This is a genomic window from Nocardia sp. NPDC006630, assembly GCF_040611495.1.
Taxonomy (GTDB): Bacteria; Actinomycetota; Actinomycetes; order Mycobacteriales; family Mycobacteriaceae; genus Nocardia.
In genome coordinates this window covers 839,105-865,346 of the sequence record NZ_JBEXOK010000001.1, presented here as the reverse complement: position 1 = coordinate 865,346, position 26,242 = coordinate 839,105, and the positions used below count along the sequence as shown (strand labels likewise).

General features: G+C 67.9%; 23 protein-coding genes. 11 read left to right on the top strand and 12 right to left on the bottom strand.

Translation table 11 applies throughout. The annotated features are described in order from the left end of the window. Nucleotides 1–26 precede the first annotated feature (26 nt). On the top strand, nt 27–893 hold the full coding sequence (locus tag ABZX86_RS03990; protein WP_355119696.1) for a DNA-formamidopyrimidine glycosylase family protein: 867 nt from the start codon (nt 27–29) through the stop codon (nt 891–893). Nucleotides 894–914: 21 nt separating this feature from the next. On the opposite strand, the gene ABZX86_RS03985 is transcribed toward ABZX86_RS03990, so the two are convergent. The 4 genes from ABZX86_RS03985 to ABZX86_RS03970 form a co-directional block, all read right to left on the bottom strand. Further along, nucleotides 915–2,426: a carboxylesterase/lipase family protein gene (locus tag ABZX86_RS03985; RefSeq protein ID WP_355119694.1), complete on the bottom strand. Its 1,512-nt coding sequence runs from the start codon at nt 2,424–2,426 to the stop codon at nt 915–917. 71 nt (nt 2,427–2,497) lie between these two features. After that, nucleotides 2,498–2,743, bottom strand: coding sequence for a DUF2630 family protein (locus tag ABZX86_RS03980; protein ID WP_297613338.1), 246 nt, complete (start codon nt 2,741–2,743; stop codon nt 2,498–2,500). Beyond that, nucleotides 2,740–4,194, bottom strand: coding sequence for a PLP-dependent aminotransferase family protein (locus ABZX86_RS03975; protein WP_355119692.1), 1,455 nt, complete (start codon nt 4,192–4,194; stop codon nt 2,740–2,742). The genes ABZX86_RS03980 and ABZX86_RS03975 overlap by 4 nt, the downstream gene beginning before the upstream one ends. Nucleotides 4,195–4,616: 422 nt before the next feature. Continuing rightward, the gene (locus tag ABZX86_RS03970) at nt 4,617–5,303 is read right to left on the bottom strand and encodes a DUF4184 family protein (protein WP_355119690.1); all 687 of its coding nucleotides are present in this window, start codon (nt 5,301–5,303) and stop codon (nt 4,617–4,619) included. Nucleotides 5,304–5,389: 86 nt separating this feature from the next. On the opposite strand from ABZX86_RS03970, the gene ABZX86_RS03965 reads away from it, so the two are divergent. Next, nucleotides 5,390–6,079 carry a pyridoxamine 5'-phosphate oxidase family protein gene (locus ABZX86_RS03965; RefSeq protein ID WP_355119688.1) on the top strand — a complete coding sequence of 230 codons (690 nt, stop codon included), beginning with the start codon at nt 5,390–5,392 and terminating at the stop codon, nt 6,077–6,079. A gap of 3 nt (nt 6,080–6,082) precedes the next feature. Here the strand turns inward: ABZX86_RS03965 and ABZX86_RS03960 are convergent, their stop codons facing one another. Continuing rightward, the gene (locus ABZX86_RS03960) at nt 6,083–7,327 is read right to left on the bottom strand and encodes a hypothetical protein (RefSeq protein WP_355119687.1); all 1,245 of its coding nucleotides are present in this window, start codon (nt 7,325–7,327) and stop codon (nt 6,083–6,085) included. A 166-nt stretch (nt 7,328–7,493) separates the two neighbouring features. Then, entirely contained in the window at nt 7,494–8,267 is a 774-nt protein-coding gene (locus ABZX86_RS03955; protein WP_355119685.1) for a crotonase/enoyl-CoA hydratase family protein, read from the bottom strand. Between the two features lie 53 nt (nt 8,268–8,320). On the opposite strand from ABZX86_RS03955, the gene ABZX86_RS03950 reads away from it, so the two are divergent. Both ABZX86_RS03950 and ABZX86_RS03945 read left to right on the top strand, forming a co-directional pair. Continuing rightward, nucleotides 8,321–8,932 carry a TetR family transcriptional regulator gene (locus ABZX86_RS03950; protein ID WP_355119683.1) on the top strand — a complete coding sequence of 204 codons (612 nt, stop codon included), beginning with the start codon at nt 8,321–8,323 and terminating at the stop codon, nt 8,930–8,932. A gap of 12 nt (nt 8,933–8,944) precedes the next feature. After that, nucleotides 8,945–10,567, top strand: a complete 1,623-nt coding sequence (locus tag ABZX86_RS03945; RefSeq protein ID WP_355119681.1) for an acyl-CoA dehydrogenase family protein — start codon at nt 8,945–8,947, stop codon at nt 10,565–10,567. 16 nt (nt 10,568–10,583) lie between these two features. Here the strand turns inward: ABZX86_RS03945 and ABZX86_RS03940 are convergent, their stop codons facing one another. Further along, on the bottom strand, nt 10,584–10,775 hold the full coding sequence (locus tag ABZX86_RS03940; RefSeq protein WP_355119679.1) for a helix-hairpin-helix domain-containing protein: 192 nt from the start codon (nt 10,773–10,775) through the stop codon (nt 10,584–10,586). 182 nt (nt 10,776–10,957) lie between these two features. Here ABZX86_RS03940 and ABZX86_RS03935 point away from each other — a divergent pair, with 182 nt between their 5' ends. Further along, the gene (locus tag ABZX86_RS03935; RefSeq protein ID WP_355119677.1) at nt 10,958–12,043 is read left to right on the top strand and encodes a CaiB/BaiF CoA-transferase family protein; all 1,086 of its coding nucleotides are present in this window, start codon (nt 10,958–10,960) and stop codon (nt 12,041–12,043) included. Nucleotides 12,044–12,061: 18 nt separating this feature from the next. Here ABZX86_RS03935 and ABZX86_RS03930 read toward each other — a convergent pair whose 3' ends face one another. Both ABZX86_RS03930 and ABZX86_RS03925 read right to left on the bottom strand, forming a co-directional pair. Then, on the bottom strand, nt 12,062–12,796 hold the full coding sequence (locus ABZX86_RS03930) for an SDR family oxidoreductase (RefSeq protein WP_355119675.1): 735 nt from the start codon (nt 12,794–12,796) through the stop codon (nt 12,062–12,064). 18 nt (nt 12,797–12,814) lie between these two features. Continuing rightward, on the bottom strand, nt 12,815–13,222 hold the full coding sequence (locus ABZX86_RS03925) for a DUF3224 domain-containing protein (RefSeq protein WP_355119673.1): 408 nt from the start codon (nt 13,220–13,222) through the stop codon (nt 12,815–12,817). Between the two features lie 231 nt (nt 13,223–13,453). On the opposite strand from ABZX86_RS03925, the gene ABZX86_RS03920 reads away from it, so the two are divergent. Together ABZX86_RS03920 and ABZX86_RS03915 are read left to right on the top strand one after the other, a co-directional pair. Next, nucleotides 13,454–14,974: a DUF1731 domain-containing protein gene (locus tag ABZX86_RS03920; protein ID WP_355119671.1), complete on the top strand. Its 1,521-nt coding sequence runs from the start codon at nt 13,454–13,456 to the stop codon at nt 14,972–14,974. Between the two features lie 64 nt (nt 14,975–15,038). Beyond that, nucleotides 15,039–15,389: a DoxX family protein gene (locus ABZX86_RS03915; protein WP_355119669.1), complete on the top strand. Its 351-nt coding sequence runs from the start codon at nt 15,039–15,041 to the stop codon at nt 15,387–15,389. 21 nt (nt 15,390–15,410) lie between these two features. Here ABZX86_RS03915 and pgi read toward each other — a convergent pair whose 3' ends face one another. Continuing rightward, nucleotides 15,411–17,054: a glucose-6-phosphate isomerase gene (pgi, locus tag ABZX86_RS03910; protein ID WP_355119667.1), complete on the bottom strand. Its 1,644-nt coding sequence runs from the start codon at nt 17,052–17,054 to the stop codon at nt 15,411–15,413. Between the two features lie 96 nt (nt 17,055–17,150). Here pgi and ABZX86_RS03905 point away from each other — a divergent pair, with 96 nt between their 5' ends. Beyond that, nucleotides 17,151–18,602, top strand: a complete 1,452-nt coding sequence (locus ABZX86_RS03905; RefSeq protein WP_355119665.1) for an NAD-dependent succinate-semialdehyde dehydrogenase — start codon at nt 17,151–17,153, stop codon at nt 18,600–18,602. Nucleotides 18,603–18,866: 264 nt separating this feature from the next. On the opposite strand, the gene ABZX86_RS03900 is transcribed toward ABZX86_RS03905, so the two are convergent. Continuing rightward, the gene (locus tag ABZX86_RS03900; RefSeq protein WP_355119663.1) at nt 18,867–19,208 is read right to left on the bottom strand and encodes a chorismate mutase; all 342 of its coding nucleotides are present in this window, start codon (nt 19,206–19,208) and stop codon (nt 18,867–18,869) included. Nucleotides 19,209–19,529: 321 nt separating this feature from the next. Here ABZX86_RS03900 and pcrA point away from each other — a divergent pair, with 321 nt between their 5' ends. Beyond that, complete coding sequence (gene pcrA / locus ABZX86_RS03895; RefSeq protein ID WP_355119661.1) at nt 19,530–21,986, top strand: DNA helicase PcrA; 2,457 nt, start codon at nt 19,530–19,532, stop codon at nt 21,984–21,986. A 332-nt stretch (nt 21,987–22,318) separates the two neighbouring features. Here pcrA and ABZX86_RS03890 read toward each other — a convergent pair whose 3' ends face one another. Then, entirely contained in the window at nt 22,319–23,533 is a 1,215-nt protein-coding gene (locus ABZX86_RS03890) for a peptidoglycan DD-metalloendopeptidase family protein (RefSeq protein ID WP_355119659.1), read from the bottom strand. A 545-nt stretch (nt 23,534–24,078) separates the two neighbouring features. Here ABZX86_RS03890 and sucC point away from each other — a divergent pair. Both sucC and sucD read left to right on the top strand, forming a co-directional pair. After that, nucleotides 24,079–25,245 carry an ADP-forming succinate--CoA ligase subunit beta gene (sucC, locus tag ABZX86_RS03885; protein WP_355119657.1) on the top strand — a complete coding sequence of 389 codons (1,167 nt, stop codon included), beginning with the start codon at nt 24,079–24,081 and terminating at the stop codon, nt 25,243–25,245. A gap of 14 nt (nt 25,246–25,259) precedes the next feature. Continuing rightward, nucleotides 25,260–26,174: a succinate--CoA ligase subunit alpha gene (gene sucD / locus ABZX86_RS03880; RefSeq protein WP_355119655.1), complete on the top strand. Its 915-nt coding sequence runs from the start codon at nt 25,260–25,262 to the stop codon at nt 26,172–26,174. Nucleotides 26,175–26,242: the final 68 nt, after the last annotated feature.

Below are 26,242 nucleotides of genomic sequence, written 5' to 3'. Positions count from 1 at the left end.
TCGGGGGGCGTGGGTAGGCTGCGGGGGTGCCCGAATTACCGGAGATCGTGGCGCTCGAGCAGTTCTTGGCCGAGCATGCGGTGGGCGCGGTTGTGGGACGGGTCGATGTGTCGGCGCTCAGTGTGCTGAAGACTTTCGATCCGCCGGTGACCGCGCTGTCGGGCCGTGACGTCACGGGGGCGGGGCACTGGGGCAAGCATCTCGGGTTGGATTGTGACGGGCTCTGGTTGATCACCCATCTGTCGCGGGGCGGGTGGTTGCGGTGGATCGATCAGCCCAGCGCCGCGCCGCCGAAGCCGGGCAAGGGCCCGCTGGCGCTGCGGGTGCACTTCTTCACGCCGGAGGGGGATACCCCGGCATTCGATCTCACCGAGGCGGGGACCAAGAAGCGGCTGGCGGTGTGGATCGTTGCCGATCCGCAGTCGGTGCCCAGCATCGCGCGGCTCGGGCCCGATGCCATGGCGGTGAGCGAGCCCGAATTCGCGGAGCTGCTGAAGGGAACCTCACAGCGGATCAAGAACGCGCTCACCGATCAGACGGTGCTGGCGGGCATCGGCAATGCCTACTCCGACGAGATTCTGCACACCGCCAAACTCTCGCCGTTCGCGACATCCTCGGGATTGGATCCGGAGCAGGTGGTCCGGCTGTACTCGGCCATGCGCGCCGCGCTCTCCGATGCCATCGCACGCTCGGTCGGGCAGGATGCGGCTCGGCTCAAGGGCGAGAAGCGTTCCGGTATGCAGGTGCACGGGCGCACCGGCCTACCCTGCCCGGTCTGCGGCGACACCGTCCGGGAGGTCGCCTACGCGGACAAGTCGTTCCAGTACTGCGCGACCTGCCAGACCGGCGGCAAGATCCTCGCCGACCGCCGGATGTCGCGGCTGCTCAAGTAGTTCGGACCGGCCTCGAGTGGTTCAGACCAGTGCGGGGACGTGAACTCCCTGCCAGGCAAGGCGTTTCGCCTTCTCGGGGTCGTTCTCCACGCGCTGCGGGCTGTCGATGATCATGGTGGCGCGCCGGTCCTCGGTGTACGCGGGCCAGTTCGACAGGGGCGCTCCGGTGCGGGCGAAGGAGAGCCAGTTGTCCTGGAATTGCCGGGTGACCGCGCGGAAGCCGCGGCCGCCGCCGGCCGCCGTGAGCGCCCGGCCGACCGGAGTGTCGGTGGCGCCGAAGACGGGGAGCAGATCGAGGGCGTGGGTGGCCCCGAAACCCGCGAGTTGCATTGCGCGCGGGGCGAAGTCGAAGCGGTAGGCGTAGGTCGGGGCGTAGCGGCTGTGACCCTCCATGATCGCGAGCGAGGGCCGCCAGAAGGTGAAATCGCCGCCCATGCGGACGGTGACCTTACGGCCGGGGAAGCCGGGATAGGCCGCGGTGACCCGGGATTCGGCGCCGTCGCCCGCCTGTCGGAGCAGCCAGCGCATGCGGTCGGGGGTGGTGGGGAGGGTGTCGTCGAAGCGGATGAAGAGCGTGGCCTCGTCGCGATTGGTGCCGATGATCAACGGCACCGAATGTGCGCTGCCGCTGGTGAACGCGTCGGTGATCGATTGCGGCAGGAAGTCGCCGTCGACCTGCGGCGCGGCGGGGAACAGGCCGGGCTGGGTGTGCATCACCTCGTTGAGGGCGGTATCGACCGCACGGCGAATATCGTTGGGGCGGGCCGAAATCAGGGCATCGGCGGCATCGCCGGGGGCCGCCCCGAGCTTGTCGAGGCAGCGGCGTGCGAAGAGTTTCGCATCGGCCTGCGAGGGGCCCCAATCGGCGGGCGGACTCTGCGAGATGCCCCGGTGGAAGAGTCCCGCGGCGGCGGGCGCGGCCATGAGCGCGAGTACCGCGTGCGCACCGGCGGATTCGCCGAAGATCGTCACATTGGCCGGATCGCCGCCGAAGGCCGCGATATTGCGCTGCACCCACTCCAGCGCCGCGACCTGATCCCGCAAGCCCAGATTGGTGTCGAATGGGTGTGTGGCCGTGGCGAATTCGCTGAAATCGACATATCCGAACGCGCCGAGCCGATAGTTCATCGACACCACGATCACATCGCCGCGCAGCGCCAGCCGGGAGCCGGAATACAAGCCCAGCGCGGAGGTGCCGATGAAATATCCGCCGCCGTGAATGAACACCATGACCGGTCGCGGTTTGGCCGAGGGCGTCTTGGGCGCGGTGATATTGAGGGTCAGGCAATCCTCGCCGGTCGGCTGCTGCTGCCGCGGGCCGATCTGCGCGCCGCGGCGATGCTGCATTGCGGCGAAACCGAATTCGGTGGCATCGCGCACCCCGCTCCACGGCTGGACGGGCTGCGGCGCCCGGAATCGGAGATCGCCCACCGGGGGCGCCGCGAAAGGAATGGACCGCCAGCGTGAAACGCGGCGGCCCTCGGAACCGCGGACGACACCGTCAGCGGTCGTGATGTCTGTCGTTGCCACCATTTACCGATGGTAGCGGTGCGTGCGGCCGGGCAATATGACAAATTCGGCCCGGCCGGGCGGCCGTGCGCTGCCTACTGCAGGTACCCCTCGACCTGATGCGCCGAGTTGGGCTGCGCCTCGTTGGGGTTGCGGCCCTGGTCGAGGCGGGCGCGGCGCTGGCGCAGCAGATCCCAGCACTGGTCCAGCATGACCTCGAGTTCGGCGAGCTGGCGACGCTCGGTCTCCGGGTCGATCTCGCCCTGACTGCTCTGGGAACGGAGCTCATGCTCCTGATCTACCAGGGTTTTGATACGCGCGAGGATGTCCTGTTCGCTCATGGGCTCGAGTGTACGACCCGCGCCAGCGCTGCCCCCGCCGAGCGCACCGCGACCGGCAGGTCTGCCCTGGACAGGGCGGCATAACCGAGCGCGATGCCGAAGGTGTGTCGGGTGCCGAGGTGGTGGCGGCCCAGGCCGTCCAGATAGACGCCCGCCTCGCGGGCGGCGGCGATGGCCCGGTCCTCCTGGGTGGCCGAGGCCAGCGGGACCACCAGGTGCGAGCCCGCGTCATCGCCGCTCACCCGCAGGCCGTGGCTGCGCAGTTCCTCGACGACGAGGGCGCGGCGGAGTGGCATCTCCCGGCGCAGCCGGCGCAGGTGGCGAGCCAGATCGCCGTGCCGGGCGAGGGCGGCGACCACCTGCTGACCCGCGGGGGCTGGGCCGGTGCCGGTGAGTTCACGATGGGTGAGCACGGCATCGACCACGTTCGGGGCGGCGACCAGCCAGCCGATGCCCAGGGTCGGGGTGAGGATCTTGCTGGTGGTGCCCAGATGTACGACGTACTCCGGCGCGAGGGTCGCGAGCAGCGGCAAAGGGGCGGTGTCGTAACGCAATTCGCCGTCGTAGTCGTCCTCGATGACGAGAGCGCCGGTGCGGCGGGCGAATTCGATGAGCTCGATGCGGCGGGCGGCGGGCATACGCGCGCCGAGTGGGAACTGGTGTGCTGGAGTGCAATACACCGCTTTGGTATCGGGTGGCAGTAGATCCACCCGCAGTCCGTCCGCATCGACGGGAATGGGGACCAGCCGCACTCCCGCCGCGGTGAAGGCGCCCGCGGCGCGGGTGTACCCCGGATCCTCGAAGGCCACCACATCTCCCGGCCGCAGCATGGCCGCCGCGAGTTCGGCTACCGCGGAACTGGTTCCGGAGGTGGTCAGTACCGCGCTACTGCCGCCCGCGCCCAGCCCGCGATGCCGCAGCAGATGCTCGGCCACCGCCTCCCGATAGTCGGGCTCACCGGCGCGATCCTTGCGCACCAGGGGAGTTCGATCCGAGGCCGTACGCCACGCCCGCCGCCAGGCCGCCCGATCGATCGTCTCGATACACGGCGCCCCCGCACCCAGATCCAGCAGCCCACTGAGCGGATTCGCCCGCTGACCAGCCGTCGCCCGCTCGGCCACCGGCTGCGGCGAAGCCGTCAGATACGTCCCCGACCCGTGCCGCCCGCGCAACCACCCCTCCGCATGCAATTGGTCATACGCGGCAGTGACCACCGTCCGGCTCACCCCCAGCCGGGTGGCCAACTCCCGAGACGAAGGCAACCTGTCCCCACCCCGCAGCGTCCCCGTCGTAGCCGCCCCCCGCAGCCCGTCCGCCACCTGCACGGCCAACGGCACCACGGACTCCCGATCGACCCCGAACGGCAAATCGTCGACCAGGACCGCCGGTCCGTTCGAGGCCCGCGCGGCAGAATCGGCGCGGGCCCCCCAGTTTTTCGAGCCGGTTTCCATCGAAGTGGCCTCCTTCAAGTCCGGAAACTGGACATATACAGCTTGCCACTCGATCCGGACCTTTCCGGCCTCACGCGGCCGAAGCGGAAACCGGCTCGGTCCGCTGATTTCCGGTTCGGCCGGGTTCTGCCGGCCGGGCTGCCGACGTGATCGCGAAGGAACTCATCGAATATCGCGGCACTGTAGGTGTGGGCGAAGATTGCGGACCGCGAGCCTGGTCCCCATCCATCCGATCGCCCGGATCGATTGTGGCTCCGACGTATTGGCCATTCGTTCGCCGGGTGGAAACCCGACAGTATGAGCTCGTGCGGGTGGGTGGGTTCGAGGGGTCTTGTGAACAATTCTCCCGGCAATGTTCAAAACGCATGATATTGCAGCGTTTTCATGGCCCTGCGACACAGCGATCGCTGGTGTTGAGATTGTCAGCGGGTGCGCTCGACGGCGGTATGCACTGCTGCCCAGGCGGTGAAGGTCAGGAGGGCGCCCTGGGTGGCGGCGACCAGTAGGTGGCGGACGCAGTCGTAGAGGCTGGTGTGGACGATGGGGTCGGTGCTTGCGAGCAGGGCGCTGATCACGGCTGCCAGGAGGAGGGCGATCAGGATCCAATTGCGCTGTGGGGCTGGTGGAGTCGGGGTGGCGGTGCGGTACCAGCGGATGGCGTACCAGGCGAGGATGAGAACTCCGCCGGCGGAGGAGAGGTAGCCGAATACGTTGTAGACGCGGTGTGGTCCGGTGACGGACTCCCGCAGTATTTCCCAGTGCTGCACCGCAATACCGTCCGTGTGGGTGAAGGAATCCCAGGCGAGGTGGGTGAGGGCGCCGACCGTGGTGGCCAGTGCTGCGCGCGGGAGGGTGGTTCCCGGGATTGTCGCGGACCTGCCGAGGAGGGCCAGCAGCGGGCGGTGGACCAGCCAGGCGAGTATCAGCAGGGCTGCTCCGAGTGCCAGATCGATGGGCAATCCCAGGAGGGAGTGGGTGCGCTCGGCGTCGACTCCGATCGGGATGTAGTACGGAATATCCGGTGCAATACTGCCTGCGACCAGCCCGGGAAACCAGAGCGCTCGGCGGAGCGGGAGTACGGCGGCGGGGTGGGCGAGTGTGAATGGCACCGAAATATTCCCCCGGAGAAGTGGTCTGTGAAACTTGTGTGGAATTGGCTATTCAGTAATGCCATTGTGCCGACAAAGCTGGTCGTATGACCGATTCATCCGTCGAACGGACCCCATTGTCGCCCACCTCGCGCAGTGCGCTCACCCGTGCGAAGGAGCGCGGAGCCACCGACCGCGCCGAGCTGGATGCGATCCTCGATGCCGGAATGCTCTGCCACCTGGGCGTTGTGCTGCACGGCAGCCCGGTCGTCATTCCCACGATCTACGGCCGCGACGGTGACACCCTGTACCTGCACGGCTCCACCGGCGCCGGCAATCTCCGTGCCGCCATGACCGGTGCGGTGTCGATCGCCGTCACACAGGTGGATGGATTGGTCTACGCCCGTGCGGCCATGCACTTCTCCATGAACTACCGATCGGCCGTAATCCACGCGCGCCCGGTGGAACTCACCGATGAGGCGGAACGCATGCGCGCGCTGCGCATCATTGTCGAGCACTCCGCTCCCGGCGCCTGGGATGCGGTGCGGTCGCCCAATAAGAAGGAAATGGCCGCGACGATGGTGCTGGCGCTCGACCTCACCGAAGCGTCGGTGAAGATCCGCACCGGTGATCCGCGCGACGATGCCGCCGACATCGATGCCGGTGGCGTGTGGGCGGGTGTGCTGCCGCTGCGGCAGGTGTGGGATGCGCCGATCTCCTCGGCGGATCTGGAAGCGGGAATTGAAGTGCCCGAACATGTTCTGGCACGGTGTACCGAAACTGCGACGGCCCGGTAGCGCTTACCAGTTGGTGGCGTCGAGGCCGAGTTCTGCCAGGGACTTGTGGGCCAGGCCGGTGAGGGCGGCTGCGGTCGGGATGGCTTCGGGGTCGAGGCTCACCAGGGACAGGGTGTAGGTGTCGGCTATACGGGTGAGGTAGCCGGAGAGGCGGGTGCGGGGGAGGGTGTCGGCGCGCAGGCCGGGGTGGATGGCTCGGGCGGCCACGCCGGTGCAGGGGTGCGGGCCGAGGGAGAGCAGGGAGTCCGGGAGTGTTCCTATATTGGAGCACAGGATGTCTCGCTCGCCCGCGCCCTTGGCCAGGGCATGCGCCCAGCGGTCGGGGAGGACCTGCAGGAGTTCCTCCGGGATGCCGCCGGGGCTGGTCATGCGGTGCTCATAGGCGGCACGGGCCTTGCGCCGCAGGGTGGAGGGCGTGTCGGCGCGGGTGATCGCGATCTCCGTCATGGCCATGTCATTGTCGACACGCGGTTCGTCGCGGGTGTCCACCGGCAGGCTGGCGGCCAGGGTGGGGGACGGGAATCCGCTGTCCCACAGCATATTCGCGATCAGGTGGACGAAGAGGCTGTTGGCGGTGCCGTCGTGGGCGACCGCCACCCGGTTCCATTCCCGGGCCGGGACCTGCAGGATGGCGCTGCGGGTGGCCGGGCCGGTGTAATCGGCTGCGAGCACGACGTTCCGCTCGGTGGCCGGGGCCGGGCGCGCGGGCAGACCGCGGCGCAGCGCGCGGGCCGTACCGCCGAGCACGGTCGCCCACTGCCGCCGGGCATCGGCCCAATCCGACTGCCCCGCAGTCGGCGCCGCCAGCGGTGTGCCCGCCAGCGCATGGTCGATGGCCAGGGTCAGCGCGCGGCCGTCCGCCAGCGCGTGCGAACACGTCAGTGACAGCACGGAGCCGCCATCCAGCAGGGCCGTGGCCGACAATCGCCAGCCGGGGCCCAGCGCCGGATCGAGATCGCCGCCCTGCGCATCGGCCCAATCCGGCAGCGCGGCAGCCGGAATCGGCTGTTCCGAAATACGGAGCGGATGCGCCCACGCCGTCTGCTGCCAGCGCGGTCGCGCCCCGGGCACCCTGGCCCTGAGGACCCGCCGCCCCAGCGGCCCGACTCGCAAAGCCTCGTGAATCCGCTCGACCAGCTCCGTATCGACCGGATCGGCGGTACGCCACAGCCCCTGCAGAGCGATCGGGGTACCCATGCCCCGATGCGCCCGCAGGAACATTTCGTCCACCACACTCAGCCGATTCATTGCAGGGCAGACTACCGGCCGCGCCTGTGCGCCGCGCAGGCCGTGAGCGAGGGCAGGGTCCGCTTCGGGTTTGTGCTCGGTGGTGTCGCGGCCGACCGGTCCTGAATCGGATCGATCAACCGCTGATCGGCGATCGGCCGGCGGTCGGCGCGCCTACGCCGGCTACCTACGTGGCCTGACCGTGGCGGCCCGCGCCGGAGGCGAAGCGCTGGGCGCCGTCGAGGGCGCCGTCCATCAGGGCCTTCAGGCCGTGCTGGAATTCGTTGGTGATGGCCGCGGTTTCGGTGCGGCCGTCCTGTTCCAGGACCGACATGCGATCCGAGCGCAGGCAGGTTTGCGGGAGTGCCGCGAGCTGGGCGGCGAGTTCCTCTGCGGCCCTGCGAGATTCGCCGTTGGGAACGACCTGGGTGACCAGGCCGATCTGTAGCGCCTCGGGGGCTCCTACGGCGCGGCCGGTGAGGATCAGATCCATGGCGCGGCCGGTGCCGATTATGCGCGGCAGGCGGACGGTGCCGCCGTCGATGAGGGGGACGCCCCAGCGGCGGCAGAAGACGCCGAAGGTACTGTCCTGCTCGGCAACTCGCAGATCACACCACAGGGCGAGTTCCAGGCCGCCCGCGACCGCGTAGCCCGAGACGGCGGCGATCACCGGTTTGGACAGCTGCATGCGGGTCGGGCCCATGGGGCCGTCGCCGTCCTCGGCCGCGTGATTGGAGTTCTCGGTGCCGAGGGCCTTGAGGTCGGCGCCGGCGCAGAAGGTGCCGCCGTCGCCCCAGAGCACGGCGACCGCTGCGGTGGGGTCGGCATCGAATTCGCGGAAGGCGTCGGCGAGGGCCTGGGCGGTGGGGCCGTCGACGGCATTGCGGGCCTGGGGGCGATGCAGGATCACGGTGGTCACGGGGCCATTGCGTTCGACTCGTACGCTCACGGGCTCGACCATACGCCGTATATTGGGCCTTGCGTCAAGAAATGAATTAGTGGTTCACTTCTTGCGTGGCCTATCGCAGAACCCCTGCTGTACAGGCCCGCCTCGACGCCCAGGCCGGGTCGATCGTGCGGGCCGCCATGACTGTGCTTTCTCGCGACGGCTTCGCCGGACTCTCCATGGCGGCCGTCGCCGCCGAGGCCGCTGTTGCCACCGGCACGGTGTACAAAACCTTCAGTGGCAAAGCCGAATTGGTGACCGCGGTGTTCCGCGAGGTCGTCACCGGTGAGGTCGCCGCCGTCGCCGCGGCGGGCAATACCGACGGCGCGGGCAAGACCGCGCGGGAGCGGGTCACGGCGGCGGTGGAGACCTTCGCCGGGCGCGCGCTCAAGAACCCCAAACTGGCCTATGTACTGCTCGCGGAACCGGTGGACGCCGCCGTCGACACGGAGCGCCTGCGGTTCCGGCGGGCCTTCGCCGAAACCTTCGAATCCGCCGTCGCCGAAGGCGTGGCCACCGGCCAACTACCCCCGCAGGATCCGCGTACCAGTGCCACCGCCTTGGTCGGCGCCATCGGTGAGGTGCTGGTCGGCCCGCTCGCCGAACAGCTGGAGAGTGAATCGGTGGTCCCCGAACTTGTCGCCTTCGCGCTGCGTGCGCTCGGCGTGCCCCAGGAATAAGGAGTCCCTCGCATGCATACGCATGATGTGTTCAATCAGGTGCCGAACCTGGTGCCCTTCGACAATTCCCGCAATCCCGCACTGCTCGAGGGGCTGCACCGGGAAGGCGCGGGCTGGGCCGAGGGGGAGGTGCGCGAACTCGGCGTTCTCGCAGGCGGAGTCGAGGCGCAGGAGTGGGGGCGGGTGGCCAATGAGAACCCGCCGATCCTGCACACCCACGACCGCTACGGCAATCGCATCGACGAGGTCGAATTCCATCCGTACTGGCACGAGCTGATGAATGTGGCTGTGACACACGGGCTGCACGGTTCGCCGTGGCAGGAGGAGCGGTCGGGCGCGCATACGGCGCGGGCGGCCAAGTTCTCCGTCTGGGGTTCCTCCGATGCCGGGCATATGTGCCCGATCTCCATGACCTACGCGGTAGTGCCTGCGCTGCGGCACAATCCGGAGCTCTCGGCTCGGTTCGAGCCGTTGCTGGCCTCTCGCGTCTACGACTACGGGCTGCGGGAACCGTCGACCAAGGCCGGTCTGATCGCCGGCATGTCGATGACGGAGAAGCAGGGCGGCTCCGACGTTCGGGCCAATACCACCACGGCCACACCGCTTCCCGACGGGACGTACCGGATCGTGGGCCACAAGTGGTTCACCTCCGCGCCCATGTCGGATATGTTCCTGACCCTCGCGCAGGCCCCCGGCGGCCTGTCCTGCTTCCTGCTGCCGCGCGTGCTGCCGGACGGATCGCGCAATGCCCTTCGGCTGCAACGGCTCAAGGACAAGCTGGGCAACAAGTCCAATGCCTCCTCGGAGATCGAGTACGAGAACGCGATCGGCTGGCTGGTCGGCGCCGAGGGCGCGGGCGTGAAGACCATTATCGAAATGGTCAATATGACCCGGCTGGACTGCGTCATCGGCTCGGCCACCGGCATGCGGGCCGGAGTGGTGCACGCCGTGCATCACGCCCGGCATCGAAATGTCTTCGGCGCCACCCTGATCGACCAGCCCGCCATGCGCAATGTGCTGGCCGATCTGGTGGTCGAATCGGAGGCCGCCACCACCGTCATGATGCGGCTGGCAGGCGCCACCGATCGCGCGGCCACCGATCCGGCCGAGGCGGCACTGCGCCGAATTGCCTTGGCGGTCACCAAGTACTGGGTGTGCAAGCGCGCGCCCGCGCATGCCGCCGAAGCCCTGGAATGCCTGGGCGGCAACGGTTATGTGGAGGAGTCCGGCATGCCGCGGCTGTACCGCGAGGCGCCGCTCATGTCCATCTGGGAAGGCTCTGGCAATGTGGCGGCGCTGGATGCCTTGCGCGCCATGGCCCGTCAGCCCGAAAGCGTGCAGGCGTACTTCGACGAGGTGTCGCTGGCGCGTGGTGCGAACGCGCATCTGGATACCGCCATCGACCGGATCGGCAAGGAACTCACCGATCTGAGCGATATCGAATACCGGTCCCGCCGCGTCGTGGAGCTCATGGCACTGGTGCTGCAGGGCTCACAGCTGGTCCGGCACGGCAACCAGGCCGTCGCAGATGCCTTCTGCGCCACTCGATTCGGCGGCGACTGGGGCATTGCCTTCGGTACCCTGCCGACCGGAATCGACACCGAGGCGATCCTCGAGCGCGCGTACGTCGACTGACGCGGGTAGGTCGCCGTCAGCTCAGGTCGAGTCCCTGGGCTGACAGCGCCTCCTTCAGGAGGCGAATCGCCTTCGGTCCCACGCCGTGCAGGGCGAGCAGTGTGTCGGCGGAGACTCCGGCGAGCTGTTCGAGCTGGAGATATCCGGCGGCGGTGAGGGCTCGGGTCGCGGGGGCTCCGATGCCGCGCGGGAGGTTCGAATCACTCATGCCGGGAGCCTATCCGCGTCCGGGCAGGTGCGGGCCGGACCACCGCGCCGGTTGTGCTGACTGCTGTGTGTTCAGTCGGATATTTGGTGGCTCTACCAGCCGGAGTGGTCGGGGGTGGCAGATAAATCTGTCACGTGTTCTACTCCAGGGATGTTCGTCGTAGAACCGCAGAGGGGTAGACGTTGAGTGCATCGCGGGGTCCGCTGGAGGGAATTCGGGTCGTCGAGCTGGCGAGCATCGGGCCCGGTCCGCATGCTGGGATGATGCTGGCCGATCTGGGCGCGGACGTGGTCCGGGTGCAGCGGCCGGGGGATCGGTCGGGATTCGGGCCCATGCGGGCGCAGATGCGCGGACGCCGTTTCGTGGCAGCCGATTTCAAGGATCCTGCCGCGGTCGAGGAGGTGCTCGGGCTCATCGACAAGGCCGATGTGCTGATCGAGGGCTTCCGGCCGGGCGTGGCCGAGCGGCTCGGACTCGGGCCGGAGCAGGTGCACGCACGCAATCCGCGCGTGGTGTATGGCCGGATGACCGGGTGGGGCCAGGAGGGTCCGCGCTCGGCGCGAGCCGGGCACGACATCAACTACATCGGACTGACGGGCGCGCTGCACGGCATCGGGCGCAAGGGTGAGCGGCCGGTGCCGCCGATCAATCTGCTCGGTGACTACGGCGGCGGCTCGGTCTTCCTGGTCCTCGGCATCATGGCCGCACTGCTCGAGCGGCAGCGCTCGGGCCAGGGTCAGGTGGTGGATGCCGCCATGGTGGACGGCGTACTGACGCTGGCGCACTCCATCTGGAGCCTGCATCAGGGCGGGCACTGGTCCGATGAGCGCGGCACCAATCTGCTCGATACCGGAATGGCTTGGTACGACACCTATTCCACCGCCGACGGCAAGCATATGGCGGTCGGCGCCTTCGAGCCCCAGTTCTTCGCGGAGCTGCTGCGGGTGCTCGAGCTGGACCCGGAATCGCTTCCGCAGCAGATGGATCCGGCCGGGCAGGAGATGCTGCGCAAGACCTTCACCGATAAGTTCGCGTCGAAGACCCAGGCGCAGTGGTGTGCACTCTTCGACGAGGTCGACGCCTGCGTCACGCCGGTGCGCAGCTGGACCGACGCCGCCGAGGACGAGCACCTGCACGCCCGCGGTTCCCTCGTCGACGTGGACGGCATCCGCCAGCCCGCCCCCGCGCCCCGCTTCTCGCGCACGCCCGCGGCCGTCCCCGCCCCCGCGCCGACCGACCTCACCCCGATAAGCGAGGTCTGGGCGTAGCGGAAGCGGGCACGATCGCTAGGCGGTACCGCCGTTGACCCGAATGTTCTGCGCGGTAACCCAACCCGCGGCATCGGTGGCGAGAAACGCTACAACGGCGGCGATTTCGCTCGGCTGCCCGAGCCGTCCGAAGACGCTCATGTCCTCGAGCCGGGACAGGAACTCATCGCTCTTGCCGAGGCGATAGGTTTCGGTCTCGGTGGCGCCCGGGCTGACCGCGTTCACGGTGATCCCGCGCGGCCCGAACTCCCGGGCCAGAATGTGCGTGAGCTGCTCGACCGCACCCTTGGTGGAGTCGTACACGGCATAACCGGGCAGCATGAGCGCGGTGGTGGAGCTGGAGATGGTGATGATCCGGCCCCGGTCGGCCATATGCTGCCAGGCCAGCTGCATACCGTGAAAGACGCCCTTGACGTTCACGGCGTAGCTCAGATCGAACTCTTCGGAGGTGATCTGGGCGAACGGCTTGGTAATGGCCACCGCCGCATTGTTGACCAGGATGTCCCACTGCCCCCAGGTCCCGAGCAGCTGGTCGATCATGGCCGTGTACTCGTCCCGATCGCGCACATCCGCGGCCAGCGCGAGCGCCTGCCCGCCGTCCGCCACGATCTTCGCGACCGCTTCGTCGGCGAGCTCGGGCGTGTGCGGGTGATTGATGGCTACCCGGACACCCTGTGCCGCAAGAGTTTCCGCGATGGAGCGACCGATTCCGGTGGCGGCGCCGGTGATCAGTGCGGTTTTCTGGGGCGACACCGCGTCAGAGGACAAGGCTCATCCCTCGAACCAGTACTCGAGCCACACCTGTGCGCCCTCACCGAGATTGGCGCGGAAGCCGCCCGTGCCACGCAGTCCGGTCAGATCGCCGGTGCCCGAACCCGGCACCACGAACCAGTCGCCGCTCACGATGTTGTCGGCGACGGTTCCATTGTCCTGCAGCAGGAATGTGCCGGACTTGCCGTCGACCGAGCCGGTGATGCGCTCGATGCCGACGAAACTGGCGGTCCCGTCGGCATTGCCGGACTGCAGGAATTCGACAACGCCGTCGCCCTCGATGCCGCCGCTGAAGCTCTCCTCCACGTGGATCTTGCTCAGCACCGGGCCCGCGGCGGGCTCCTCGTAGACGGACGGCTCGTACTTGTGAACCGTAATCACTGCTTCGACACGGGTTTTCGCGGTCATGGGTATCTCTCTTCGCTCGCACAGGACCCGGCCAGTCACCTGGTCGTGCCGAGCATCCGCCGCACGCTCCCACACTGTCAACGGGAGAATTCCCCGCCATTGAGAAGTGCGAATTATCGATGCACGAGGGCTCCGTGCTACGCGGTGTCGCGGTTCATATCCGGGGTGGGAGCGGGCGGGTGCGACCAAGCCCACGTTCCGGTCGGGGCGGAGCGGTTATAGCGTCACTGCATGCCTCGTACAACGACGTACACCCAATGGATCGCCCTCCCGCCCGAGCGGCTCTGGGCGGTGCTCGGCGATCCGGCCCGCTGGCCCGACTGGAATCCGGCCGTCACGGCGGTGACCCTGCATGCCGCACCGGGTGCCGGCGTCACCGGTGACTACCTGCCGCGCGGGCGCGTCAACGAGGCGGTGCACGGGCGGCTCGCCGCACCCTTCACCATCGCCACCTTCGTGCCCGAACGCGAACTCACCCTCGAACAGCCCGAACCCGCGGGTCTCATGCGACTGCGCTGGACCCTGACTCCGCGCGACGGCGGCACCGAACTGGTGCAGCGGCTCACCTTCAGCGGCGGGTCGGCGGCGGTCGCGCGCAAGGTGGTCGGTCAGCTGCTGCAGACCGATGCGCACACCTGCTTCGCCCGGCTGGCGCGGCTCGCCGGACTGCGGCCGGTCGAGGATGCGCTCACCGTTGTAATCGCCGGTGGCACCGGGGCATTGGGGCGTACCCTGGCCGCCGATCTGACCTGCCGCGGGCAGCGGGTGCGCATACTCACCCGCCACGCGGTGCCGGAGCTGCCCTATGCGCAGTTCGAATGGGATGGCCGCACCGTCGGCGAATGGGTTACCGCACTGCGGAATCCGGGGCGCACCGCGGTGATCAATCTCGCGGGCAAGCTGGTCGACTGTCGGCCCACCGCCCGCAATGTCGCCGAATTGCGCCGCAGCCGAGTCGATTCCACGCAGGCGCTCGTCGAGGCCTCGAAGACCCTGGAGCGGCCCGTCGACTACTGGGTGCAGGCCAGCACCACCGCCATCTGGGCCGATGCCGGCGAAATCCGTTGCACCGAAACCACTCCGCTGCCGGACCCGGGGCTGCCGCAGATGACGGGGGTCGCCGAGCCTTGGGAGCGCGCGTTCTCCGGCGAGCGGGGGAGCATGAACTCCGCTGCGGGCGAGAGCGGTACCGCCATCGAGACCGCCGGCGAGGTCGAGAGTCGCGGCGCCGGCGCGGGCGGCGCTGTGGGAGCGGGCGGCAAGGTGGCCGCGAATGCCACGCACTGGACGATCCTGCGCACCTCGATCGTGCTCGATCCGGACGCACCGGCCATGAAGCGGCTGGTGACCTTGACCAAGGCGGGTATGGGCGGCAGCGTCGGCCCGGGCACGCAGTGGTTCAGCTGGATTCACCTCGGGGACTGGCTCGGCATCGTCCGCGCGGCCCTCGGCCTCGACCCGGCCGTCGCGCTGCCGAACGGAATCGTGGTGGCGGCCACCGACTTCCCGGTGCGCAATCGGGAGCTCATGGCGGCCCTGCGCCGTCAGTTGCGCCGCCCCTGGTCACCGCCCACACCCGCGGCGGCGCTCGCCATCGGCGCGGTCTTCCTGCGCACCGATGCGGCGCTGGGTCTCACCGGACGCCACGCCACCTCGGAGGTATTGCGCCAGGCGGGATTCCGCTTCCGGTACCCGACCCTCGACGAGGCGCTGACCGATCTGCTTCCGGAGCGGGCGAAGAAGGCGAAGTAGTCATAACCCCTGGTTATGGCAACAGGTATTGGCGGGTTTCTGTGAGGTTGACCAGGCTGTGGGCATGTTTATCGCCTACATCGTCGTCACACTCGTCACCCTCGTGGCCAATGCCTTCGAGGGTGTCGCGACCATCATCAAGGCCGACTTCGTCAAACAGAACATCGCCGAGGTCCGGGTGCCCGTCTCCTGGCTGCCGATGCTCGGCGCGGCCAAGGCCGCCGGGGCGCTCGGCCTGCTGGCCGGACTGCTGGGCCTGCGGCCGCTGGGAATCGCCGCGGCGGCGGGTCTGACCGTGTTCTTCGTGTGCGCGGTGATCGTGCACCTGTGGACCCGGGTGGTCCACAATATCGCCTTCCCGGTGCTGTTCCTGGCCTTCGCGATCGCCTCGCTGGGGCTGGCGATCGCGGTCTGATCGCACCTGGTGGGCCGACGGCTAGGTGAGCCGGCGAGCGCGGTACCAGCGGATCAGCTCATCGGTGGACGAATCCGATTGCGGAGCAGGCTCTTCGGCCGACGTCAGCAGCGGCGCCACGGCGAGCGCCTGCTGCTTGCCCAGCTCCACGCCCCACTGATCGAAACTGTCGATGCCCCAGATGGCGCCCTCCACGAACACCTGGTGCTCGTAGAGCGCGATGAGCTGGCCCAGCGTGGACGGTGTGAGCTTCGGCGCCAGAATGGCGGTGGAGGGGCGATTGCCCGGCATCACCTTGTGCGGCACCAGCTTCGGATCGGTGCCCTCGGCGGTGATCTCCTCGGCCGTCTTGCCGAATGCCAGCACCTTCGTCTGCGCGACCAGATTGCTGACCAGGATGTCGTGCATGCTGCCGGTGCCGTCGATGGTCGGCAGATCGTCTGTGGGCTGGGCGAATCCGATGAAATCGGCGGGCACCAGCCGCGTACCCTGGTGCAGCAGTTGATAGAACGCGTGCTGGCCGTTGGTTCCCGGCTCGCCCCAGAAGATTTCACCGGTCGACGTGGTCACCGGGGTGCCGTCCGAGCGCACCGATTTGCCGTTGGACTCCATGGTCAACTGCTGCAGATACGCCGGAAAGCGTGCCAGATCATTGGAATACGGCAGCACCGCCCGCGACTGCGCGCCGAAGAAGTTCGAGTACCAGACGCCCAGCAGGCCCAGCAGCAGCGGCGCGTTCTCGGCCGGCGGCGCGGTGCGGAAGTGCTCGTCCATCCGGTGCATGCCATCGAGGAATTCGGCGAACCGCTCCTTGCCGATCACCGTCATCACCGACAGGCCGATGGCCGAATCCACCGAATAGCGGCCGCCGACCCAATCCCAGAACCCGAACATATTCGCGGTATCGATACCGAACTCCGACACCCGCTGCTCATGGGTGGAGACCGCGACGAAATGCTTGGCCACCGCCTCCTCGCCGAGGCTCGCGACCAGCCAGCGGCGCGCCGCGGTGGCATTGGTCAGCGTCTCCAGCGTGGAGAAGGTCTTGGACGCCACGATGAACAGCGTGGTCGCCGGATCCAGACCGGCCAGCTTCGAAACCAGGTCCGCCGGATCGACATTCGAGACGAAGCGCGCCGAGATCCCGGCATCGGCATAGTGCCGCAGCGCCAGATACACCATGGCCGGACCCAGATCCGAACCGCCGATACCGATATTCACCACGGTCGTGATGCGTGCACCGGTCGCACCGCGCCACTGCCCGGAGCGCACCGCATCGGTGAACGTACCCATGCGGTCCAGCACCTCGTGTACCTGTGCACCGGCATCGGCGCCGTCCACCGGCACCACCTGCCCGGCCGGAACCCGCAGCGCCACATGCTCGACCGCGCGGTCCTCGGAGGTATTGATGTGCGCACCGGCGAACATGGCATCGCGATGGCCCTGCACCCCAGCGGTTTCCGCCAATTCGATCAGCAGATCGAGCGTCTCGCGGGTGACCCGGTGCTTGGAGTAGTCGATGTGCAGGTCGGCAGCCTGCACGGTCAGCTCACGCCCGCGCGCTGGGTCCTCGGCGAAGAATTCGCGCAGATGACGTCCGGCGACGGACGCATGATGGTCGTGCAGTTTCCGCCAGGCCGCCGATGCGGTGATGTCGCTGCTCACGTCCGCCGAGGTTACAACCCGCCGTCGCTACGCGCAGGTAAGCCAGGTAACTCGCGGTGGGCTCATCGGGGATCTACCGGGCTTACGCTGGCAGGCATGGTTTCCGAACGCGAACTACTCGACTCCATACCCACCCAGCTCTGGATCGGCGGGCCGGTCGACGCGACCGGCGGCGCGAGGTTCCCGGTGCGCAATCCGGCGACGGGGGAGATCCTCGTCGAGATCGCCGACGCCAGTCCCGAGGACGCGGTTCGAGCCCTCGACGCGGCCGTCGCCGTGCAGGCCGAATGGGCCGCCACCCCGGCCCGGCAGCGCGGGGAGATCCTGCGCGCCGTCTTCGAGGCCATCACCGCGCGCGCCGAGGAATTCGCGCTCCTCATGACGCTCGAAATGGGCAAGGCGCTGCCCGAAAGTCGCAATGAGGTCCGCTACGGCGCGGAATTCTTCCGCTGGTTCAGCGAGGAGGCCAGCCGCATCCACGGCCGCTATCAGTCCGCGCCGGGCGGCACCGGCCGCATTCTGGTGACCAAACAGCCGGTCGGGCCGTGTCTGGCCATCACCCCGTGGAACTTTCCGCTGGCCATGGGCACCCGCAAGATCGGGCCCGCCCTCGCGGCCGGTTGCACCATGATCGTCAAGCCTGCCGGCGAGACGCCGCTCACCATGCTGCTGCTCGCACAGCTCTGCCGTGACGCCGGACTGCCGGACGGTGTGCTGTCGGTGATCACAACCAGTCGTTCCGGTGCCGTCACCGGCCCGCTGCTGAACGATCCGCGGCTGCGCAAGCTCACCTTCACCGGGTCCACTCCGGTCGGTAAGAAGCTCGTTGAGCAGTCCGCGCACGGGCTGCTGCGCACCTCCATGGAACTCGGCGGCAACGCGCCCTTCGTGGTTTTCGACGATGCCGATATCGATGCGGCCGTGCAGGGCGCGGTGCTGGCCAAGCTGCGCAACGGCGGCGAGGCGTGCACGGCGGCCAATCGCTTCCATGTGCACAACTCGGTGCGCGCGGAGTTCACTCGGAAACTGGTGTCCGCCATGGGCGAATACCAGCTCGGACCGGGCACCGATCCGGCCACGACGCTCGGGCCCCTCATCAATCAGGACCAGTTGGAGACCGTCACCGCACTGGTCGACGATGCCGTTTCGGTCGGTGCGCGAATCGAGTTGGGCGGCAAAGCGCCTGGTGGACCCGGCTGGTTCTATCCGGCCACCGTGCTCACGGAGCTGCCGCCGCAGGCCCGCATCCTGCGCGAAGAGGTGTTCGGGCCGGTTGCCCCGATTATCGGTTTCGATACCGAGGAGGAAGGCCTGGCCGCGGCGAACGACACCGAATTCGGGCTGGTCGCATACGTTTACACGCAGAGTCTGGACCGCGCGCTCCGCGTGGCCGAGGGACTCGAGACCGGCATGGTCGGTGTCAATCGCGGCGTGATCTCCGATCCGGCCGCGCCCTTCGGCGGTGTGAAGGAATCGGGCTTCGGGCGCGAAGGCGGCTCCGAAGGCATCGAGGAGTACCTCAGCACCAAGTACATCGCGCTGCCCTGACCGGAAGCCGTCCTGACCGGAAAATGAAGAACCGCCCCGGGGTATGACACCCGGGGCGGCCTCTTGGGAAGCTCGACTCGCTCGCACGAGTGTCGCGTGGTTTGTGTGGTGGCCTGTACGGCACACCGACCGTTGTATCGGCACGAGAGGTGCCCGGCGTTAGCACCGAGTGCCGAACTGGTGGCCGACCGGCGAATTCTCAGCGTTGGGTCTGTGGCGAACCGGTGGTTCCGCCACGGAGAACGCGATGAGCGGATTGGGCTGTCAGTGGCCCAGTCTGCCGCGGCCGAGTCTCAGCAGCAGCATGGCGAGGGTGTGACCCTCCTGGCCCAGCTCGCTGAAACGCTCCAGCACCTTCATCTCGCGAGAGTGCACGAGCTTGGTGCCGCCATTGGCCATGCGGGTCCGCCCGATAATGCGGGAGACCTCCGTACGGCGCTTGATTGCCGCGAGAATCTCGGCGTCGAGCTTGTCGATTTCCTTGCGCAGCTTGTCGATCTCCGCTTCCGGGAGCAGCGCCGTAGTAGGGGTGGGCGCGGCTTCGGCGGGCTTGGCGGAGTCCGCTCCGGTGGCAGGTTCGGATTGCCCCGTCGTCGAGATGCTCATACTTTCAACTCCTCGTGGTCCAGAACGTCGATCGGCAGGCGGCCCCGACCCGTTACCGATCGGTTCTTCACCAAGAATGTGACCTCTTGCGCCCTACATTGTCCCCCGCGGGGCGCGCTCAGGTGTATTCAGTCGCCAAAGCGCCGGTCATGAGGCCAGTGTGCCATGTGGGGCAGGCAAACCAAAACATGATCGTTTGTGAATCTCCTGAGTTTTTCAGCCCCCGCGGTTCTCCTGGAGTTCGCCGCACCGGCACTTATCGGACACCTTCTGCCGCCGGACTGCGTACCTGTCGGTGGTCGCCGGTAGCGTGGTTGGGCGATGAAGACGACGGTGGCGCAGGACGAGCAGAAGACCGAGCAATTGCTCGAAGGTTTGAATCCGCAACAGCGCGCGGCGGTGGTGCACACCGGAACTCCGCTGCTCATCGTGGCGGGCGCCGGATCCGGCAAAACGGCTGTCCTCACCCGCCGCATCGCCTACCTACTGGACGCCCGCGGCGTCCGCCCGGGCGAAATCCTGGCGATCACCTTCACCAACAAGGCCGCGGCCGAAATGCGGGAGCGCGTGGCCGGGCTGGTGGGTCCGCGCGCGGCCGGAATGTGGGTCTCCACCTTCCACTCCAGCTGCGTCCGCATTCTGCGCACCCAGGCCTCGCTGGTGGCCGGGCTCAACTCCAACTTCTCCATCTACGACGCCGACGACTCGCGCAGGCTGCTGGCCATGGTCAGCCGCGACTTCGATCTCGACGCCAAGAAGTACACGCCGCGCCTGCTCGCCACCGCCATCTCCAACCTCAAGAACGAGCTCATCGACCCGGCCCAGGCCGCCTCCGACGCCGAGAGCGAAGAGGCCGAACTGCCGCGCCTGGTCGCCCGCGTCTACGACGAGTATCAGCGGCGGCTGCGCGCGGCCAATGCCATGGACTTCGACGACCTCATCGGCGAGACGGTCGGCATGCTGCAGCGGCATCCGCAGGTGGCCGAGTACTACCGGCGGCGGTTCCGGCACGTGCTCGTCGACGAGTACCAGGACACCAACCACGCGCAGTACACCCTCGTGCGCGAACTGGTCGGGCATCACCGGACCGCATGGGGTGACGATGACACCCTGACCCAGGACGGGCCGGATGCGGTGCCGCCCAGCGAACTCTGTGTTGTCGGTGACGCGGACCAGTCCATCTACGCGTTCCGCGGCGCGACCATTCGCAATATCGAGGAGTTCGAACGTGACTTCCCCGATGCGGAAACCATTCTGCTGGAACAGAATTACCGCTCCACCCAGCATATTCTGGCCGCCGCCAACGCGGTCATCTCGCGCAACGAGAACCGGCGCGACAAGAAGCTCTGGACCGATGCCGGTGACGGCGACCTGATCGTCGGCTACGTCGCGGACAACGAGCACGACGAGGCCTCGTTCGTGGCGCGCGAGATCGACCGGCTGGTGGATGCGGGCGACGCCAACTACAACGATGTCGCGGTTTTCTATCGCACCAACAACAACTCCCGTGCGCTCGAAGAGATCTTCATTCGAATGGGGTTGCCGTACAAGGTTGTCGGCGGCGTGCGCTTCTATGAGCGCAAAGAGGTCCGCGATATCGTCGCCTACCTGCGCGTGCTGCAGAATCCGGACGATGCGGTGAGCCTGCGCCGCATTCTCAATACGCCGCGCCGCGGCATCGGTGATCGCGCCGAAGCCTGTGTCGCCGTGCATGCCGAACAGCGCAATATCGGCTTCGCACAGGCGCTTCGGGATGCCGCCGGCGGCACGGTGGCGCTGCTCAATACCCGCGCGCAGCGGGCCATCGCCGGGTTCGTGGAACTGCTCGACGAGATCCGGGCCGCGGGTGCGCAGGACGACCTCGACTTCCCGGATGTGGGCAATATCGTCGAAGCCGTGCTCGACCGCACCGGGTACCGCCGCGAACTCGAGGCCTCCGACGATCCGCAGGACGGCGCGCGGCTCGACAACCTCAATGAATTGGTCAGTGTGGCACGCGAGTTCAGCTCCGAGGCCCGCAACAATGTGGAGGCCGCCGCGGCCGAGGGCATCGTGCCCGAGCAGGCCGAGGGCGAGCCCGATCCGGGAACGCTCGCCGCGTTCCTCGAGCGCGTGTCCCTGGTCGCCGACAGTGACCAGATTCCGGACGAGGGCACCGGCGTGGTCACCATGATGACCCTGCACACCGCCAAGGGGCTGGAATTCCCCGTCGTCTTCGTCACCGGCTGGGAGGACGGCCAGTTCCCGCATATGCGCGCGCTCGGCGACCCCACCGAACTCGCCGAGGAACGCCGCCTCGCCTACGTCGGCATCACCCGTGCCCGCAAGCGCCTCTACCTCACCCGCGCCGTGGTCCGCTCCGGCTGGGGCCAGCCCGTCTCCAACCCCGAATCCCGCTTCCTGCAGGAAATCCCGGGCCACCTGATGGACTGGCGCCGCCTCGAGCCCGTCGTCTCCCAAACCGGCCGCAGCCTGCGCCGCCGCGGTGACGACGACGGCCTCGACCGCGACTGGACCCGTGGCGACGGCTGGGAACCGCGCCCCGGCGTCCGCGGCGAACGCCGCCCCGCCCCTTCGGCCGCGGGCGGCACCGGCAAACGCAATAACTCCGGCCTGGTCCTCGCCGTAGGCGACCGCGTCAGCGACGACAAATACGGCCTCGGCCGAGTAGTGGCCGCCGAAGGCTTCGGCGCCCTCGCCACCGTCACCATCGACTTCGGCACCGCCGGCAAAATCCGCCTCATCCCCAGCTACAGCCGCACCATCGTCAAACTCTGAGGACAGCACCGGAATTCGGGTCGGCTGCCAAGGACAGCACCGGAATTCGGGTCGGCTGCCAATGCGGTCGCCCCTGTCATCCCGGCATGCTTTGGGCCGGGATGCGACATGGGCAGTGCTGCAACCACTTCTGTGGATCCCGGCCAAAAGCGCGCCGGGATGACTGAGGATGCGCCGGGATGACGGAGGATGCGCCCGGGTGACGGAGGATGGGCCCGGATGACGGAGTGTCGGATGTCGGGGGACGTGGCCGGGATGGCAAGGGGGACGTGCCCTGGAAACGCGAACTGCCCACCAGAATTCAATCTGGTGGGCAGTTCGCTTTGTTGTCTCTAGTCCCGCTCGATGCCGAGGGAGATGCCCCGGGAGGCGAGCCAGGGGAGGGGGTCGATTTTGTTGGAGCCGTTGAGCCAGACTTCGAAGTGGCAGTGGGGGCCGGTGGAGAAGCCGCGGTTGCCTACGGTGGCGATCTGGTCGCCTGCCAGGACGCGCTGGCCGACCGAGACGACGGCCGTGTCGACGTGGCCGTAGACGGTGATGGTGCCGTCATCGTGCATCAGGCGCACCCACATACCGAAACCGGAGGCGGGACCGGCGTCGAGGACGGTGCCGTCGGCTACGGCGTAGATGGGGGTGCCGATGGGGGCGGCCACGTCCACGCCGAGATGTTCTACGCCCCAGCGGGTACCGAAGCCGGAGGTGAAGGTGCCGCTGGCGAACTTGGTGAACAGCGGGCGGAGTTTGGAGTCCGCGGCCGCGGTCAGATCGGCCGCGTACTTCTGGCCCTTCTGCAGAATGTCGTTGAACTGGTTGATATCCGCCGCGGTGCCGACATTCAGGACCTGCGGGGCGCCGCTCGGTGCGTCGGAGGCGAGGTTCTGGGTGGCGGCGAGATCGCGAACCTGGGAGGCAGCCTGGTATTCGACATTGTCGGCGTGCGGTGCGCTGGTCTCCAGACCGCTCTGCCCGGCGGCGACAACCGCGCCGGCGGCCACGGCCACCACTGCGGCGCGACCCTTGAGCGAGTGCGGCGGGCTGGGAACGCGGTGCGTACCGGTCGCGCGGCGGCGACCGCCGGAGCGGGCCGCGGCCGGCTCGGCCGAATCGTTCTCGGGGGCGGGCTGATCGACACGGGCGCCGTCACCGGAGAAATCGAGGCGGGCGCCGGAGGCGGTGCGGAAGCTGTAGACCGGCCGGTAATCGGCGGAGGGCGCCGGATCGGCCGGCGCATCCCACTCGGCCCGGGACTGCCCGGCCGGCTCGGGCGCGGCCCAGCCGTCGGCGGCGGGAGCCGACCAATTGTCGGCGGTGCCGGTATCGGCGCGGGGCTCCCATTTGGCTTGCGCCGCCTGCCAATCAGGCTGGGGCTGCCGGCTCACCGCGGGCGCGTGCCAGGAGCGGGTGGCCTCCCAGTCGCCGTGCGAGACCTGCCCGCGAGTGGCCTGGGCTGTGGCGGAATGTGTTGCGCCGCCGATGTTCTCGGCCTCATCGCGATAGCGGTGGCCGCGGTTGGCGCGCAGAGTTTCGGGGAACGGGCCGTCGCTCATCGGAGCTGACCCTGGTGAAGCCGCGGTGCTGACGGAGTGCCTGCGGAGCGAAGCTCTACCTGCGGAGCGCTGTGCTGCGTCAAGCCTGCCGTCCTCCTGTCGTGACCGGGTTGTGACATCGACCGCATCGACGGTAACGAAACGATTGCGGGTCAGCAAGCGATGGACATGGTTCGGCGCGCGTGTGTGACATTCATCACCTTACGGGTCGGAATTTCCACACTGTGCTTTGGGTAACCAAGTGCGCCTTGTCAACGACAACACGTAGTACTCCCGGTCACTCTCCGGGATTCGAGTGTCCTACCTGGCGCACCGTCAACAAGCTACCCGCGAGTAGCATTGACAAGGCGTTTTGTAAGCACAGAGACAGTACCGTGACCTGCGCCACTTAGGCTGTATGCGGCTGATTTCGGCTCCGTGTGACTGATTAGAGTCCGACCCGACCCCCTGGCCCTTTCGAGTGACATGCAAGCAAGTCGCTACGGGCCGACCACGGGCCACCAACACAGACGTTGTCACAACAACGCAGACGAGACGGTGAGTACATGGATCTCTTCGAATATCAGGCGAAGGAACTCTTCGTGAAGCACGGAGTGCCTTCGTCGGAGGGCCGCGTCACCGACACGGCCGAGGACGCGCGCGCGATCGCGGAAGAAATCGGCAAGCCTGTCATGATCAAGGCACAGGTCAAGGCCGGTGGACGCGGCAAGGCCGGTGGCGTGAAGTACGCCGCCACCCCCGATGACGCCTTCACCCACGCCACGAACATCCTGGGCCTGGACATCAAGGGACACATCACCAAGAAGGTCCTGGTCGCCGAGGCCAAGGACATCGCTTCGGAGTACTACATCTCCTTCCTGCTCGATCGTTCCAACCGCAGCTACCTGGCCATGTGCTCGGTCGAGGGCGGCATGGAGATCGAAGAGGTCGCCGTTCAGAAGCCCGAGATGCTGGCCAAGATTCCGGTCGACGCCGTCAAGGGCGTGGATCTGGCGTTCGCTCGCTCCATCGCCGAGCAGGGCCACCTGCCCGCCGACATCCTCGACGCCGCGGCCGTGACCATCCAGGCGCTGTGGGAGGTCTTCGTCAAGGAAGACGCCACCCTGGTCGAGGTCAACCCGCTGGTCCGCACCCCCGACAACCAGATCCTGGCCCTCGACGGCAAGGTCACGCTGGACGAGAACGCCGAGTTCCGCCACCCCGACCATGCGGAGTTCGCGGATATCGACGCGACCGATCCGCTGGAGCTCAAGGCCAAGCAGAACGACCTCAACTACGTGAAGCTCGACGGTGAGGTCGGCATCATCGGCAACGGCGCGGGTCTGGTCATGTCGACCCTCGACGTCGTCGCGTACGCCGGTGAGAACCACGGCGGCGTCAAGCCCGCCAACTTCCTGGACATCGGCGGCGGCGCCTCGGCTGCCGTCATGGCCGCCGGTCTGGACGTCATCCTGAACGACGCCCAGGTCAAGTCCGTGTTCGTGAACGTCTTCGGTGGCATCACCGCCTGTGACGCGGTCGCGAACGGCATTGTCGGCGCGCTGAACACCCTGGGCGCCGAGGCCAACAAGCCGCTGGTCGTCCGGCTCGACGGCAATAAGGTCGAAGAGGGTCGCCAGATCCTCGCCGACTTTGCTCACCCGCTGGTGACGCTTGCTCAGACCATGGACGAAGGCGCCGACAAGGCTGCCGAACTGGCCGCCGCCAAGTAAGGACACGAACCAACATGTCGATCTTCCTCAACAAGGACAACAAGGTCATCGTCCAGGGCATCACCGGCGGCGAGGGCACCAAGCACACCGCACTGATGCTGAAGGCCGGCACCCAGGTCGTCGGCGGCGTCAACGCCCGTAAGGCCGGCACCACCGTGTCGCACACCGACAAGGACGGCAACCCCGTCGAGCTGCCGGTGTTCGCGACCGTCGCCGAGGCCATGGAGAAGACCGGGGCCGACACCTCGATCGCCTTCGTGCCGCCCGCGTTCTCCAAGGACGCCATCCTCGAGGCCATCGACGCGGAGATCCCGCTGCTCGTGGTCATCACCGAGGGCATCCCGGTGCAGGACTCCGCGTACGCGTGGGCCTACAACGTGGAGAAGGGCAACAAGACCCGCATCATCGGCCCGAACTGCCCCGGCATCATCACCCCGGGTGAGTCGCTGGTCGGCATCACCCCGGCCACCATCGCGGGCAAGGGCCCGATCGGCCTGGTCTCCAAGTCCGGCACCCTGACCTACCAGATGATGTTCGAGCTGCGGGACTTCGGTTTCTCCACCGCCATCGGCATCGGCGGCGACCCGGTCATCGGCACCACCCACATCGACGCCATCGAGGCGTTCGAGAAGGACCCCGAGACCAAGCTCATCGTCATGATCGGCGAGATCGGCGGCGACGCCGAGGAGCGGGCCGCGGCCTACATCAAGGCCAATGTCACCAAGCCGGTCGTCGGCTACGTCGCGGGCTTCACCGCTCCCGAGGGCAAGACCATGGGCCACGCCGGCGCCATCGTCTCCGACGGTGCGGGCACCGCGCAGGGCAAGAAGGAGGCCCTCGAGGCCGCGGGCGTGAAGGTCGGCAAGACCCCGTCCGAGACCGCCGCCCTGGCGCGCGAAATCCTGGAGAAGGCCAGCATCACCGCCTGAGCTGGCTGTCCGCCTCTCCGGACCTTTGGCGCCCGGCTGGGAGCCGTTGGGGTTGGGGACGCGTGGTG